The sequence below is a fragment of the Achromobacter spanius genome (assembly GCF_002966795.1).
GTDB lineage: Bacteria > Pseudomonadota > Gammaproteobacteria > Burkholderiales > Burkholderiaceae_B > Achromobacter > Achromobacter spanius_D.
In genome coordinates this window covers 726,337-740,916 of record NZ_CP023270.1, presented here as the reverse complement: position 1 = coordinate 740,916, position 14,580 = coordinate 726,337, and the positions used below count along the sequence as shown (strand labels likewise).

15 protein-coding genes are annotated in these 14,580 nt (G+C 66.1%); 7 read left to right on the top strand and 8 right to left on the bottom strand.

From position 1 onward, the window contains the following. Positions 1-5 precede the first annotated feature (5 nt). The 3 genes from gloB (at position 6) to fabI (ending at position 3,156) form a co-directional block, all read left to right on the top strand. Positions 6-827 (top strand): hydroxyacylglutathione hydrolase, encoded by an 822-nt coding sequence (gloB, locus tag CLM73_RS03315; protein ID WP_105237307.1) that lies wholly within the window; start codon positions 6-8, stop codon positions 825-827. A 7-nt stretch (positions 828-834) separates the two neighbouring features. Beyond that, the gene (locus CLM73_RS03310) at positions 835-2,253 is read left to right on the top strand and encodes a transglycosylase SLT domain-containing protein (protein ID WP_105237306.1); all 1,419 of its coding nucleotides are present in this window, start codon (positions 835-837) and stop codon (positions 2,251-2,253) included. A 117-nt stretch (positions 2,254-2,370) separates the two neighbouring features. Beyond that, a complete protein-coding gene (fabI, locus tag CLM73_RS03305; RefSeq protein WP_105237305.1) occupies positions 2,371-3,156 on the top strand; it encodes an enoyl-ACP reductase FabI in 786 nt (261 codons plus the stop codon). A 34-nt stretch (positions 3,157-3,190) separates the two neighbouring features. Here the strand turns inward: fabI and CLM73_RS03300 are convergent, their stop codons facing one another. Next, complete coding sequence (locus tag CLM73_RS03300; protein ID WP_105237304.1) at positions 3,191-3,589, bottom strand: OsmC family protein; 399 nt, start codon at positions 3,587-3,589, stop codon at positions 3,191-3,193. A 206-nt stretch (positions 3,590-3,795) separates the two neighbouring features. Here CLM73_RS03300 and CLM73_RS03295 point away from each other — a divergent pair, with 206 nt between their 5' ends. Further along, positions 3,796-4,473, top strand: coding sequence for a tellurite resistance TerB family protein (locus CLM73_RS03295; RefSeq protein WP_105237303.1), 678 nt, complete (start codon positions 3,796-3,798; stop codon positions 4,471-4,473). 44 nt (positions 4,474-4,517) lie between these two features. Here the strand turns inward: CLM73_RS03295 and CLM73_RS03290 are convergent, their stop codons facing one another. The 3 genes from CLM73_RS03290 to CLM73_RS03280 all read right to left on the bottom strand — a co-directional run bounded on the left by CLM73_RS03290 (position 4,518) and on the right by CLM73_RS03280 (position 7,421). Then, positions 4,518-5,504: a tripartite tricarboxylate transporter substrate binding protein gene (locus tag CLM73_RS03290; protein ID WP_105237302.1), complete on the bottom strand. Its 987-nt coding sequence runs from the start codon at positions 5,502-5,504 to the stop codon at positions 4,518-4,520. A 20-nt stretch (positions 5,505-5,524) separates the two neighbouring features. Beyond that, on the bottom strand, positions 5,525-6,409 hold the full coding sequence (gene nadC / locus CLM73_RS03285; protein ID WP_105237301.1) for a carboxylating nicotinate-nucleotide diphosphorylase: 885 nt from the start codon (positions 6,407-6,409) through the stop codon (positions 5,525-5,527). Between the two features lie 82 nt (positions 6,410-6,491). Then, complete coding sequence (locus tag CLM73_RS03280) at positions 6,492-7,421, bottom strand: NUDIX hydrolase (protein WP_105237300.1); 930 nt, start codon at positions 7,419-7,421, stop codon at positions 6,492-6,494. A 221-nt stretch (positions 7,422-7,642) separates the two neighbouring features. On the opposite strand from CLM73_RS03280, the gene CLM73_RS03275 reads away from it, so the two are divergent. After that, positions 7,643-7,870, top strand: coding sequence for a hypothetical protein (locus CLM73_RS03275; RefSeq protein WP_105237299.1), 228 nt, complete (start codon positions 7,643-7,645; stop codon positions 7,868-7,870). Positions 7,871-7,918: 48 nt separating this feature from the next. On the opposite strand, the gene CLM73_RS03270 is transcribed toward CLM73_RS03275, so the two are convergent. Beyond that, a complete protein-coding gene (locus CLM73_RS03270; RefSeq protein WP_105237298.1) occupies positions 7,919-8,824 on the bottom strand; it encodes a LysR substrate-binding domain-containing protein in 906 nt (301 codons plus the stop codon). Positions 8,825-8,962: 138 nt separating this feature from the next. On the opposite strand from CLM73_RS03270, the gene CLM73_RS03265 reads away from it, so the two are divergent. Together CLM73_RS03265 and CLM73_RS03260 are read left to right on the top strand one after the other, a co-directional pair. After that, the gene (locus CLM73_RS03265) at positions 8,963-9,943 is read left to right on the top strand and encodes a Bug family tripartite tricarboxylate transporter substrate binding protein (protein ID WP_105237297.1); all 981 of its coding nucleotides are present in this window, start codon (positions 8,963-8,965) and stop codon (positions 9,941-9,943) included. Between the two features lie 4 nt (positions 9,944-9,947). Beyond that, a complete protein-coding gene (locus tag CLM73_RS03260; RefSeq protein WP_105237296.1) occupies positions 9,948-11,276 on the top strand; it encodes a hypothetical protein in 1,329 nt (442 codons plus the stop codon). On the opposite strand, the gene CLM73_RS03255 is transcribed toward CLM73_RS03260, so the two are convergent. The 3 genes from CLM73_RS03255 to CLM73_RS03245 all read right to left on the bottom strand — a co-directional run bounded on the left by CLM73_RS03255 (position 11,215) and on the right by CLM73_RS03245 (position 14,396). Then, entirely contained in the window at positions 11,215-12,180 is a 966-nt protein-coding gene (locus CLM73_RS03255) for a Bug family tripartite tricarboxylate transporter substrate binding protein (protein ID WP_105237295.1), read from the bottom strand. The two genes, CLM73_RS03260 and CLM73_RS03255, sit on opposite strands and share 62 nt — an antisense overlap. Positions 12,181-12,249: 69 nt before the next feature. Continuing rightward, positions 12,250-13,428 carry a CaiB/BaiF CoA transferase family protein gene (locus CLM73_RS03250; RefSeq protein WP_105237294.1) on the bottom strand — a complete coding sequence of 393 codons (1,179 nt, stop codon included), beginning with the start codon at positions 13,426-13,428 and terminating at the stop codon, positions 12,250-12,252. Between the two features lie 29 nt (positions 13,429-13,457). After that, positions 13,458-14,396, bottom strand: coding sequence for a hydroxymethylglutaryl-CoA lyase (locus CLM73_RS03245; protein WP_105241361.1), 939 nt, complete (start codon positions 14,394-14,396; stop codon positions 13,458-13,460). Positions 14,397-14,580 lie beyond the last annotated feature (184 nt).

The window sequence follows — 14,580 nt, the reverse complement described above, 5'->3', positions numbered from 1 at the left end:
ATCCCATGCAAGCCTTGACCGCCCCCGCAGGCGGCCGCGAACGCAACGCCGCGGTCTTGCCTTTGCCAGCCTTTTCCGACAACTACATCTGGGCGATCGTCCGCGACGGCCAGGCGGCTGTCGTGGACCCCGGCGAAGCCGGACCCGTATTGCGGTTTCTGGATCAGCAAGGCTTGAAGCTGCGCGCCATTCTACTCACGCACCACCACGCCGACCATGTGGGCGGCGTGCTCGAATTGTCCCGCATCGAGGGCATCACCGTATATGGTCCGGCGCGCGAAAAGCTGCCCCGTTGCGACGTCCGCCTGGCCGAAGGCGACCGCGTGACGCTGCCGGAACTGGACCTGGACCTGACCGTGCTGGACGTCCCGGGCCACACCGCCGGGCACATCGCCTATGCCGGCCGCGCGGCCGGCGTCGAGCACGCGCTGTTCTGTGGCGACACGCTTTTCGCGGGCGGCTGTGGCCGGCTTTTCGAGGGCACTGCGGCGCAAATGTTTGATTCCTTGGAAAAATTTTCCGCTTTACCGGCGGATACAAAAGTTTTTTGCGCACACGAGTACACTCTAGCGAACCTTCGCTGGGCATCGGCCGTCGAACCGGCCAACCGCGACCTGCACACGTGGCACCTGCGGGCCCAGCAATTACGCGCGGATGGTCACCCCACGCTTCCTTCGACCATCGGCCAGGAACGCGCGACCAATCCGTTCTTGCGCACGCAGCAGCCCGACGTCGCCCAGGCAGCCGCAAGCTGGGCCGGACGCCACCAGAATACGCCGGTAGAGGTTTTTGCCTCCCTTCGTGAATGGAAGAACGACTTCAAGTGACCACCTGATGAATCTATCCCGACTCCTTCTGCCGCTCATGCTGGCAGTCCTCGCCGGTTGCGCAGGAACCAAAACCCCCGATAGCAAGAACCTCACCACCAACTCCCAAGGCCGATACATCGCCCGGGACACCTCCCGCACGATCGACCTGACCAACCCGCCGGCCGACGCCTGGGACCGCATCCGCCGCGGTTTCGCGATCCCCAACCTGAACACCGATCTCTCGCAGCAGTGGACCGAGTACTACGCGTCCCACCCCGAGGCGGTGCAGCGCATGGCCGAACGCGCGGGCAAATACCTGTATTTCATCGTCGACGAGATCAACCGCCGCGGCCTGCCGACCGAACTGGCGCTGCTGCCCTTCGTGGAAAGCGCGTACAACCCGACGGCACTGTCCCGCGCGCAGGCCTCGGGCCTGTGGCAGTTCGTGCCGGCCACGGGCCAGCACTTCAACCTGAAGCAGGACTGGTGGCGTGACGAGCGCCGCGATCCCATCGCCTCGACCAACGCGGCGCTGGACTACCTGGAAAAGCTGTTCGAGATGCAGGGCGACTGGTACCTCGCCCTGGCTTCGTACAACTGGGGCGAAGGCTCGGTGCAGCGCGCCATGGCCAAGAACGAGGCTGCCGGCCAGAACACCGACTACCTGTCGCTGAACATGCCGGGCGAGACCCGCAACTACGTGCCCAAGCTTCAGGCCATCAAGAACATCATTGCGGACCCGCAGCGCTACGCCGTGGCCTTGCCGCCCGTGGGCAACACGCCGTACTTCGTCACGGTGCAGAAGAACAGCGACATCGACCTTGAAATCGCCGCCAAGCTGGCCGAAATGCCGCTGGACGAATTCAAGGCCCTGAACCCGTCCTTCAACCGCCCGGTCATCCGCGGCGACCACGGCCCCACCCTGCTGCTGCCGGCCGATCGCGTCGAAATCTTCAACGCCAACCTCACCAATTACAAGGGCGACCTGTCCGCCTGGAAGGTCTACCATTCGCGCCGCGGCGAGTCCTACGCCGCCATCGCCAAGCGCTTTGGCGTGTCTGAGGCTTCGCTGCGCGAGACCAACGACATCAGCCGCCGCCAGAAGTCCGCGAACGGCCAGGCGCTGCTGGTGCCGGGCGACCCCGGTACGGGCGGTGTGCAGATCGCATCGCTGGCCCCACCGGTGGGTGCACTGGACGCCGCGCCGCAAGACAACAAGGCCGCCGCGCCGCGAGGCCGCGCCGCGCAGGCGCCTGCCGCCCGCGTCGCCAGCGCCCGCCCCAACGTGCGCAGCCACAAGGTCCGCCAGGGCGACACCCTGTTCTCGCTGGCCAAGCAATACGGCACCACGGTCGACGCGCTGCGCGCGCTCAACAACATCAAGGGCAGCGCCCTGAAGATCGGCACGCAGCTTCGCGTGCCGGGCACGAACGCGCGCGGCTGATCGCCGCCACACACGGCGCGGCGCCCCGGACAGGGGGCCGCGCCGGCTCGCCCGCTGGCCCGCCAAATTCCATAAAATAGGCGGTCTCCAGAAGGGAAAAAATCAAAGGACACATCTATGGGCTTTCTTGCCGGCAAGCGCATCCTGGTCACCGGGGTGCTTTCCAACCGTTCCATCGCCTACGGCATCGCGCGCGCCTGTCATCAGCAAGGCGCCGAACTCGCTTTCACATATGTGGGCGATCGCTTCAAGGACCGCGTGAGCGAATTCGCCGCCGAATTCGGCAGCAACATCGTGCTGCCCTGCGACGTGGCCGAAGACAGCCAGATCGACGGCGCCTTTGCCGAGCTGGCCACGCACTGGGACGGCCTGGACGGCCTGGTCCACTCCATTGGCTTTGCCCCGCGCGAAGCCATCGCCGGCAATTTCCTGGACGGCCTGTCGCGCGAAGGCTTCCGCATCGCCCACGACATCTCCGCCTACAGCTTTGCCGCCATGGCCAAGGCCGCGCTGCCCCTGATGGAAGGTCGCAACGGTTCCGTGCTGACGCTGACGTACCTGGGCGCCGAGCGCGTGGTCCCCAACTACAACACGATGGGTCTGGCCAAGGCGTCGCTTGAAGCCAGCGTGCGCTACCTGGCCACGGCGCTGGGCCCGCGCGGCATCCGCGCCAACGGCATCTCCGCCGGCCCGATCAAGACCCTGGCCGCCAGCGGCATCAAGGACTTCTCGGCCATCCTGAAGTTCGTGGAAAACCAGGCCCCCCTGCGCCGCAACATCACCATCGAAGACGTCGGCAACGTCGCGGCCTTCATGCTGTCGGACCTGGCCGCCGGCGTGACCGGCGAAATCACCCACGTGGACGGCGGTTTCTCGACCATCGTTCCGGGCATGGAAGACTAAGACTTCCTCGGGCGGGGCCTGGCGCCCCGCGCGCTCAGTCCTGCCGCACGATCAGCGTGGACACCTGCACGTCCACCGCCGTCATCAGCTTGTGGATCGGGCATTTCTCGGCCACCGCCAGCAATTCGTCGATCTGGGCATCGGACAAGTCGCCGTGCAGCGTCAGCTTGGCGGTCAGGCGGTAGATGCCACGGCGTTCCTCGCTGGCATCGCGCACCACTTCCACCCCCACCGACTCCAGCGGCAGGCCCTTGCGCTGCGCGTAGACCATCAGGGTCATCGCCTTGCAGCCGCCCAGCGCGGTGTCAAAGTAATCATGCGGATCCGGCCCCTCGCCTTGCGGCTTCGGCATGTCCAGCGGCAGGTCGTGGCCTTCGGCCGTTGCGGTGAATTGCAGGGTCTGGGGCGCATTCTGGCGCACGCGGATGCTCATGGATCGGTTCTCCTGTGTTGGGAATACCAGGGACAGCCTGGATGATCTGGCTGCGCCTGCGTGGGGCGGCCGGTCGGCCGGCGACAAGGACGGTTGTAGCACTTGCCGCGGCATCAAGGGGCCGCATTGTCCGCCTGACGGCTAGCTGAACTTCCTGCGACGGCCGTGGTCCGATATCCCTGACCGAACGTTTTACAGGAGGCCGCATGAGCGCCCGGCAATTACTCGATCAACTGTTGCAGTCCGGACAAGGCCTGCTTTCCGACACCACGAACCGCGTCCAGAACGCCACGGGCGGCAAGGGTTCGTCCCTGCTTTCCGGCTTGGGCGGCGGGGCTCTGGGGGCTGGCGCCCTGGGCCTCTTGATGGGCAGCAAGAAGGCCCGCAAGATCGGCGGCAAGGTCGCCATGTACGGCGGCATGGCCGCGCTGGGCGCATTGGCGTATCGCGCCTACGGCGACTGGCAGCGCAAGCAGGCCGGCGCCCCCACCGCCCCGCCCCAGACGCTGGACCGCCTACCCGCCCCCGAGGCCGAACAGCACAGCAACGCCGTCCTCACCGCCATGATCGGCGCGGCCAAGGCCGACGGCCACATCGGCCCCGAGGAAAAAACCCTGCTGGAAACCGAACTGGCCAAGCTGTCGTCCGACGCCCAGGACCGCCGCTGGCTGGAAGCCGAGCTGTCGCGCCCGCTGGATCCGTCCGTGATCGCCCAGTCGGCCAAGACGCCCGAAATGGCGGCCGAGATGTACCTGGCCAGCCTGCTCGTCGTGGACGAGGAAAGCTACATGGAGCGAGCCTATCTGGACGAGCTGGCGCGTCAGCTCAAGCTGGAACCCGGCCTGAAGGAACAGCTGGAGCAGCACGCCAAGGCGGCTGCCTGATCGCAGACGCCGAAGTTGCGGCCGAACACTCGGCCGCTTTTCGTTCAATCCGCCCGCAGCCCGATCGCCTCGGTCAGCGCGGTATAGCGATCGATATCCGCGCCGATCATCTGCTGGAATTCTTGCGGTGAGCTGCTGGCAGGCGTAAAGCCCTGGTCACGCAGCGCCGCCTGCACATCCTGCCGCCGCACGATCTTCGCCACCGCCGCATTCAGCTTGTCGACCACCGCTGGCGGCGTCGCCGCCGGCGTCAACAGCCCGTGCCACTGATCCAGCGCATAGCCTGACACGCCCTGCTCGGCCACCGTCGGCACCGTGGGCATCAACGGCGAGCGCGCAGGCGAGGTCACGGCCAGTGCGCGCAGCTTGCCCGCGGCGATCAGCGGCGCCGCGCTGGAAGCCGTCACCACCCCAAGCCCCACCTGCCCCGCCATCACATCGGTCAACGCCGGGCCACATCCCTTGTACGGCACCTGCTGCATCACCGCGCCGGTCTTGCGCGACAGCATCTCGCCCGCCAGATGCTGCGGCGTGCCGTTGCCGCACGTCGCAAAGGCCAGCGGCTTGTCCGGCACGGCCGCGGCCATCGCATCATCAAGATTGCGCAAGGGCGACGCCGCCGGCACCACAAACACCGAGGGCACGAAGGCCACATTGATGACCGCCGCGAAGTCCCGCTTCGGCGAGAAACCCAGATTGCGATAGACGCCTGGATTGATCGCGAACGAACTGTTCACCATCAGCAGCGTGTAGCCGTCGGGCGGCGACTCGGCCACGATCCGCGCGCCGATGTTGCCGCTGGCGCCCGGCCGGTTTTCCACCACCACCGGCTGCCCCAGCGACTCCTGCAGACTGGCGCCGATGCGGCGGGCAAGCAGATCGGTGCCACCACCCGGCGGAAACGTCACCACGATCGTGATGGGATGCGACGGATACGACGCATCGCCCGGCGCCTCGCCCGAGGGCGGATTGCCGCAGGCCGTCAGCGACAGCACAAGAAGCGTAAGGGACTTAGGCAGCAGGCGTTTCATGTTGGGGACCAATGAAAAGTCTAGGCATCCAGGCCGATGTCCAGCACCTTGGCGCTGTGCGTCAGCCAACCCACGGCGATCTGATCCACGCCGGTGGCGGCCACGGCGGCTGCGGTCTCGGGCGTGATGCGGCCCGAGGCTTCCGTAATCGCCCGGCCCCGCGCCATGGCGACGGCGCGGCGCAAGTCGTCCAGGCTCATGTTGTCCAGCAGCACCACGTCCACGCCCAGCGACAGCGCCACTTCAAGCTGCTCCAGCGTGTCGACTTCCAGTTCGATCTTCACCATGTGGCCGACGCCGGCGCGCGCACGCTCGACAGCGGTTGCAACGCTGCCGGCCAATGCGATGTGGTTGTCCTTGATGAGCACCGCATCGTCCAGCCCATGGCGGTGATTGCTGCCGCCGCCCACGCGCACCGCGTACTTCTGCACCGCGCGCAGGCCGGGCATGGTCTTGCGCGTGCACGTGACCCGCGCGCCATAGCCGGCGATGGCCCGGGCGATCGAGGCCGTGGCCGTCGCCACGCCGCTCAGGTGGCACAGGAAATTGAGCGCCACACGCTCCGCGCTGAGCATCGCGCGGGCATTGCCCTGGATGCGCGCAATCTCCATCCCCGGTTCCAGATCGCTGCCATCGCGGCGCGACACCGTGAATGCCAGACCCGGGTCCATCGTGCGGAACGCCAGGCGGGCCAGATCCAATCCCGCCAGCACGCCCTCCTGCCGCGCCACCAGTCGCGTCTCGGCGGTGGCGTCGGCCGGCACGATGGCGTCGGTGGTCAGGTCGCCAGCCCGCCCAAGATCCTCCAGCAACGCCGCCCGCACGAGCGGCTCCAGCATGACGTCCGGCAGCGGCGGAACGGGAAGGCGATCGGCTGCGAGGGGATTTGCGGCTTTAATGCTCATTTTGAGTATTTGTAGGGTAAAAAAAGGCGCGCAAGATTTGCGCACCACTTATGCTAAATATGAGTATAAGCCTTGTCAAGCGTCAAACGACGCGCGACACGGGAAGCTTGCTGCCTGCAATGGCCCGCTCCAGCAGCACATCGCGCCGGAACCGGAACAGTTTGGCGGGGCGCCCGGCGGTGCCGGTAGCCATGGCGCCGGTTTCTTCGACCAGATCCTGCTGCTCGATGAAGCGGCGGAAATTCTGCTTGTGCAGCCCGCGCCCTGCCAGCGCCTCGACCGCCATCTGCAACTGCAACAGCGTGAACTCGTCGGGCATCAGCTCAAACACCACCGGCCGGTACTTGATCTTGGCGCGCAGCCGGGCGATCCCGGTGGCCAGGATGCGGCGATGGTCATGACGCATCGGCTGTCCGGGCACCACCGCGGTTACGCCGGTGCGCCGCACCGCCTCGGGCACCAGCCCGGCCTCGAAAAGCAACTCATAGCGCTGCAGCACCATGTCCTCGTTCCACGCCGCGCCGTCCAGTCCGAAGGTGATGGCCGCGCGCTGCTGGCGGCGCGCGCGGATCGATGCGTCCGCGCTGCCTTCGCACCACGCGGTAAGCCGCGGCACGATCACGTCCTCGACGAGCGCCGGCGTGCCCGCGCGCCGGTCTTCCCACGGAAAGTAGCGATACCAGTCCTGCCAGCCGACTTGCGCAACGCCCGTCTCGCCCGCTTCGCGCGTCAGGCCCAGGTAGCTGACCGAGATGACCCGCCCGCCCGACTCGTCGGAACGGTCCCCGTCCGCAAAGGTATACAGCTGCTCCACATACCCCAGCGGATGATGGGTCTGCGCCTCCACCCAATCGCGCAGGCCGGCCTGCAGCGACCGGTGCGACAGCTCGAACGGCCCGGCCGGCAAGGCCCGCGCATCGTCCGTCGTCAGCACGCGCGGCTCGCCATTGGTCACCGCAACCAGCACGGCAACGAGTTCAGCATGGACGGAGCGTTCGACGGATTCGGTCAAGGTGGGCGTGGGGTATCGAGAATGGGCGTTCGGCGGGAAACGGCGGCGCGAAGCTCGTGATTATAAGGACGCAGTGTGGCAAGTTTTGCGGCTCCCGTCCTGCAACAGCCCCTTGCAATCGTGACATCCAGATCGCTGCCTGACGTGGACGGCGGTTCTAAGATGGGTCCATGTCCAGGCGCGGCGCCATCCTGGCCCCGCGCGCAGTCGGAGCAATCGCCATGCTGAAAACCACCCCTGATCCCACCACTGCGTCCAAGGGTGCGGACGAACAAAGGCCCCCGACAGACCCGCGCAAAGGCACCGAGACCCTGCCCATGCCCGACGAAAGCAAAGTCGTCGCAGGCATGCCGAGGCGCGGACGCGCCATTGCGGAACCCGGCGAACCGGGTGTCATCACGCCGGAGGATGACGTGCTCGATACCTCGTACGACACGCCCAAGACGTAATGCGCACGTATCTCCTCGCACACGAATCGCCGGCGTAAGGCCGGCGATTCACATTGCAGCGGGCAACCCCTGGCAACGCGCCGCCAGGATATCCACAAATGCTTCCGTCACGAGGGATGGCGCCGTCTGCGTGGGATAGGCCATGCTGACGCGCACCGGCAGGCGCGGCGTGAATGGCCGGATGGCGAGCTGGCCGGCAAACACCCCCGCGATGTACGGATTGACGATCCCCAGCCCGCTGCCCGCCGCGGCCAGCGCGCAGATTGTCGATGAATAGGTGGTCTCGATTTCGGAAGCGGGCTGGACGCGATGGTCTTGCATCGCGCCCCGAAGCTGCAGGTACACGTCGTCATCGGCATTCAGCACAAGCAGCCGGCGCGCGTGCAAGTCCATGATGTCCACCGACGCCTGATCGGCCAGCGGATGATCCGGCCGCATCACGCATACAGCCGCGCTTTCATGCAGGCTGCGCAGATCGAGCTGCGTGCCTTCCAGCGGTGCGGTGGTCACCACCAAGTCATACGTGCCGTGGAGCAGCCCCTCGCGCAGATACTGGCTGCCGACCGTCTGCATGTTGATGTGGACGTCCGGATAGCGCTGCGCGAATTCTTCCACCGCACCGGGCAGCATGCCCAGGCCCAATGCTGGCGTGCAAGCCAGCCGCAGCACCCCGCTGCCGCTGCGCCGCATTGCCGCGACGCGGTCCTCGATGCGCTCCAATCCCACGAAATGCCGCTGGACCGTATCGAAAAGATCTTTCGCTTCCCGCGTCGGCCGCAGGCGCCCGCGCTCCATGTCGAACAGGCGCAGACCCGTCGCCTGCTGCGTCTGCGCCAGCAGCCGGCTGACCGAGGGTTGGGTGGTGCGCAGCATCTGGGCGGCACCGGTCGTGGTGCCCGCCAGCATGACGGCATGGAAGGCTTCGATCTGGCGGAAATTCAGCGGTCGGCTCATGGCAACACAGGGTATGGCAATTCTGCATAGGCTATGTGCAAAAAAGAATTTTTTCAAATAGTCGGCGACTCCTACACTGGCTTGGCCAGGTCGCCGCCAGATGCGACCGCCACGAGTCCACTATTTGGGGAAATCAACATGAATCGACGCCGCTGCCTCTTGCAGGCCTTGTGCCTGACCTTCGCGAGCGCTGCCTTGCCGCTCGCCGCCCAAGCCCAATCCCACTATCCCGATCGCCCGGTACGCATCATCGTTCCGTTTACCGCGGGCGGCAGTTCCGACATCCAGGGGCGCCTTCTGGCCGAACATCTGGGCAAACTCTATGGCCAATCGGTCGTCGTCGAAAACCGGCCGGGCGCCGGCGGGCATATCGGCGGCAAATTCGTCGCGGACTCGGGGCCGGACGGCTACACCTTGCTGCTCGGCTCGATCGGTCTGCACGCGACGTACGGCGTATACAAGACGCTGAACTACCAGCCCGCCAAGGATCTGAAGCTGATCACCGTCGTGGCCGAGATGCCGCACGTCGTCGTGGCCAACCCGGCGCTGCAGGCCAACACCCTGGCCGAGCTCACCACGCTGGCCAAGGCGCAGCCCGACACGGTGCACTTCGGCTCGGCCGGCGTCGGCTCATCCGTGCACATGGTCGGCGAGCTCTACAAGATGGCCGCGCAGGCGCCCATCGTGCACATCCCGTACCGCGGCAGTTCGGCCGCGACGAATGACCTGCTCGGCGGTCAGATCCAGCTGCTGTTCGAGAACGTGCCCACCACCATCGGCTACATCCAGGCCAACAAGCTGAAGGCACTGGCCATCACCGGCGCCACCCGCTCGCCCGCCCTGCCCGACGTGCCGACCGCCGCTGAAGCCGGCCTGCCCGGCCTGACCGTCACGTCATGGACCACGCTGGCGGCCAGCAAGGACGTGCCCGACGCGCTGATCGAGAAGATCAGCGCCGACCTCAAGCGGATCTACGCCGATCCCGCGTTTCGCAGCGGCCTGGAACGCCTGGGCATGACGCCCGTGGGCAACTCCCCCGCTGACGCGCGCGACTTTGTCGAGCGCGAGCGCGCCCGCTGGAACAAGGTCATCGAAACCGAGCACATCACCGCAGGTTGAACTCATGAATCGCATGCTTGCCACGCCCATCGCCTGCCGCCGCCTGGACGACGCGCCGTATCACCATTTCTTCGGCTACTACAACAAGACTGTCTGGCACCGCGACGGCCGCTATCTGCTGGCCAACCGCACCGCCTTTGCCGATGCCGTCCTCACACCCGACCTGCACGCGCAGGTCGGCTATTTCGATCTGCAAGATGGCGACCGCTACCACGTGGTCGGCGAAACCACCGCATGGAACTGGCAGATGGGCTGCCAGCTTCAATGGCTGGACGGCGCCGCCAGCCCGCGGATGATCTATAACTGCCGCAGCGCCGACGACAGCGGCTTTTACCCCGGCTTCCGATCCGCCATCCACGACATCGCCACCGGCCAGACCCGGACGTTGCCGCTGCCCATCTACGTCGCCGCCCCCAGCAGCCGCTATGCGCTGTGCGTCGACTACCGCCGCCTCTACATCACCCACCAGACCATCGGCTACAGCGAGCACGCCCCCGCCCCCGTGGAACTCGCGCCCGCCGACGACGGCATTCATACGATGGACCTGGAAACCGGCGCGCACCGCCTGCTGGTCAGCTACGACGACCTGCGCAACTTCCATCCGCGCGACTCGATGGCGCGCGCCATCCACTGGGTCAGCCACATCGAGGTCAACCCGTCTTCCACGCGCATCCTGTTCCTGCACCGCTGGACCGAACGCGTCGCGGACGAAACCTGCTTTCTGCATCGGCTCATCACCATGAACGCCGATGGCAGCGACATGCGCCTCCTGGAGTGCTCGGACCATCCGCTGCCGCAACTGGCCGATGACTTCGATCCGAACGCCGTGGGCACCTTCGACTACGAGAAGTCCGAATATCAGATCTCGCATCCGCTCTGGCGCGATGACACGTCGATCATCGTCTGGGGACCGCACGCCGGCAGCATCCACTATCACCTGTATGAAGACGCCCCGGACGGACGCGTACAGGTCGTGGGCGACGGCGTGCTGACCGAAAACGGCCACATGACGTTCTCACCGGTCAACACGCGCTGGCTGCTCAGCGACACCTACCCGGACAGCAGCACGCACGAGCGGATTCTGTTCCTCTACGACATGCTGACCGGCCAGCAGCACGCGCTGGGCAGCTTCTACGCCGATCCCCACCTGTCAAAGGAAAACCGCTGCGACCTGCACCCGCGCTGGAGCCGCGACGGCATGCAGGTCTGCATCGACTCCGTGCACGAAGGCGAGCGGCAGATGTATGTGCTGGATGTGTCGCCGATCGTCCTTAATCCAGCTTCACCTTCGCGCCCTCGATCACAGGCTTCCACTTCTGATAGTCCTGCTTGATGGTCGCCGCGAACTGCTCCGGCGACGTGGGCATGGCCTGCGCGCCCTGAGCCGCCAAGGCCTCCTGCATCGCCGGCAACGCCAGCACCTTGTTGAGCTCCGTGTTCAGCGTCTGGATGATGGGCTTGGGCGTCTTGGCCGGCGCCAGCAAGCCATACCAGACCCGCACGTCGAAGTCCGGATAACCCAGTTCCGCCACGGTCGGCACGTCGGGCAGAGCCGGGCTGCGCTGCGGCGAGGTGACGGCCAGCGCAACCGCGCTTCCGGCCTTCAGCTGCGGCGCTGCCGACGGAATGGACGTGAAGATCACCGGTACCTGGCCGCCCAGCAGGTCGGCCATCGCCGGCCCCGACCCCTTGTACGGCACGTGGACCAGCTTGATGTTTGCCCGCTGCTGAAGCAGTTCGGCAGCCAGGTGCGTGATGGTGCCGGCGCCCGGAGACCCGTAGTTGACTGCCCCGGGCGCCTTGCGGGCCGCGTCGATCAGCGCCTGCAAGGTCTGGTAGGGGCTGGATTTGCCGGCCACGATGACCAGGGGTGCTTCGCCCACGATGCCAATCGGCGCAAAGTCCTTGATCGGGTCGTAGGAAAGCTTGCTGTAGATGGAAGGCGCCACCGCCAGGTTGTCGACCTGCCCCATGACGATCTCATAGCCGTCCGGCTTGGCGCGCGCGGCCGCGCCGATGCCGATGGTGCCGCCGGCGCCCGGCCGGTTCTCGGCCACTACATTCCATTTTGTCGTCTCGCCCAGCTTGGCGCTCACCGTGCGTGACAGGAAGTCCGTGCCGCCGCCCGGCGTGAACGGCACGATGATGCGGATGGGTTGATTCGGGTAGGACTCCTGGGCGTGGGCGCCTGCCGCGACGCCCAGCACGCAAGCTGAAAGCAGAAGGTTGCGTAGCATGTCATGTGTCTCCGTCGTTATTGCTTTATAGGCAGGCTGTGTCGCCTTGGTGGTCCTGCCGCGGCGTGTTCAGATGACGCCGCGTTCCTGCAAACCGAGGATGTCCTCCTGCGCGAATCCGAACCGCAGCAGCACATCGCGAGTATCGGCGCCCAGCGCGGGCGCGGCTTGCACGGGCCGGCCTCCGGCCTGCGCAAACTTGATCGGGAAACCCAGCATCCGCACATCGCCGTGATCGCCATGCGGAACGTCGATGGCCATGTGCTGGTCCTGCACCTGAGGATCCTCGAACACTTCCTGCAGGTTCAGCACTTGGCCGCACGGCACGCCCAACCGGTTCAGTCGTTCGATCCAGTGGGCGCTCGTGTGCTCGCGCGTGCGCGTCTGGATGGCCTCGGTGATGGCGCCACGGTTGCGCATGCGATCGGCGTTCGTCGCAAAGCGCGGGTCGGCGCGCAGCTCGGACAGCTCCAACGCGTCCAGCAGCTTGTGATACACCACGTCGTTGCTGGGCGCGATCGCGACCTGCCCGTCGGCCGTCTCGAACAGCCCGTAGGGCGACGCGATGCCGTGATCGTTGCCCGTGCGCGCCGGCAGCCGGCCGTCGGCAAAATAGTTCGACGCCTGAAAACTCAAGAGGCCGATCATGCTGCCCAAGAGGCTCACGCTGACACTGTCGCCCTGGCCGGTGCGCTCGCGGCGCAGCAGTGCCGCCACGATGCCCAGCGCGCCATTCATGCCGGCCACCAGATCGCTGATGGGCGGGCCCGCGCGCATGGGCGGCTGACTTTCCGCGCCATTCAGGCTCATGAATCCACTCATCGCCTGCGCGATGAAATCGAACGCCGGCCGGTCGCGATAAGGCCCCGTCGTCCCAAAGCCGTTGATGCTGCAATGAATGATGTCGGGCTTCAACGCCTTGAGCGCCTCGTCTCCCAGGCCCATCTTCTGCATGACGCCCGGACGGTAGTTCTCGACGATGACATCGCATTCGGCGATCAGGCGCCGCAGCACGGCCTTGCCCTCCTCGCTGTACAGGTCGAGCGTGATGGATTTCTTGTTGCGGTTGTAGTTGGCGAAATACCAGCTCAGGCCGTCGCGTATCACGCCCTGGGCGCGTACCGGATCGCCTTCTCCCGGCGTCTCGATCTTGATGACCTCTGCGCCCATGTCGGCAAGCAGAGAGGTGCAGAACGGGCCCGAGATGATGCGGGTCAGGTCCAGAATGCGGAATCCGGATAAAGGCATGGGTTCTTGTGAATCCAGAGTTGCTGAAATCAGCCAACGGCGGCCACGGCGCCGTCGTAATCGTGCAATGCCAGTCGCGGCCCGGCCTTCATTACCTGTCCGGACAACGGGCGCTTCATCACCTGCTCGAGATGCCGCGAAGCCTGGATCAGCGCCGTCAGGTCGATGCCTGTCTCGATGTCCATCTCGTGCAGCAGGTTGACCGTGTCCTCGGTGCAGACATTTCCCGTCGCTCCGGGCGCGAACGGGCAGCCGCCCAAGCCGCCCAGCGACGACTCAAAGGACGTGATGCCGGCGTGCAGCCCCTCGACCACATTCACCAGTCCGAGGCCGCGCGTGTTGTGAAAGTGCAGAGAAAAATTCATGGCGGGAAACGCGGCGCGCAGCGCGTCGACCGTCCTGCGCACGAGCCGCGGCGTCGCCATGCCCGTCGTGTCACCCAGCGTGACGGCGTCGAAATCCAGTCGGGCAAACTCGGCCACGATGGTCTTCAACGTAGCGATATCGACATCGCCTTCAAACGGACAGCCGAAGGCCACCGCGATGGCGCCCTTGCGCCGCAAGGGATGTTCCTGCAACAGCGCCGCCACATCCTCGATGTCGCGCAGCGATTGCTCCACGGACCGGTTCAGGTTCTTTCTGTTGTGGCTTTCGCTGGCCGACAGGAACACCACGACTTCATCGGCACGCGATGCCAGCGCGCGTTCAACGCCGCGCGGGTTCGGCGCCAGCGCGCTCAACACGACGCCTGGCCGCTTGTCCGCCAGCGCCAGCAACTCTGCGGCGTCTCGCATCTGCGGCACCGCCCGAGGCGACACGAACGAGGTCGCCTCGATGTGCCGCACGCCGGCGGCAATCAATTCATTCAGGATGGCAGCCTTGGTGTCGGTGGGCACAAACTCGGGCTCGCTTTGCAGTCCGTCCCGCAGTCCCACCTCCACGATCTGCACTCGGCTTGGAAGGCTCACGTCTGTCTCCTCGCGCCCGCGCGGCGCGCGGTCCATGGGTTTGATGAGCCATCTTCCGAGGTCATCCGCCGTGACACAAATCGCGATTCTTCAGCGTGGCATCGCCATTCGCGATGGCTGCGCGCGGCGGGGCCGGCATCGTCCGACCGGATCTTGCTGCGCAACATACCCTGCCGGATGCGAG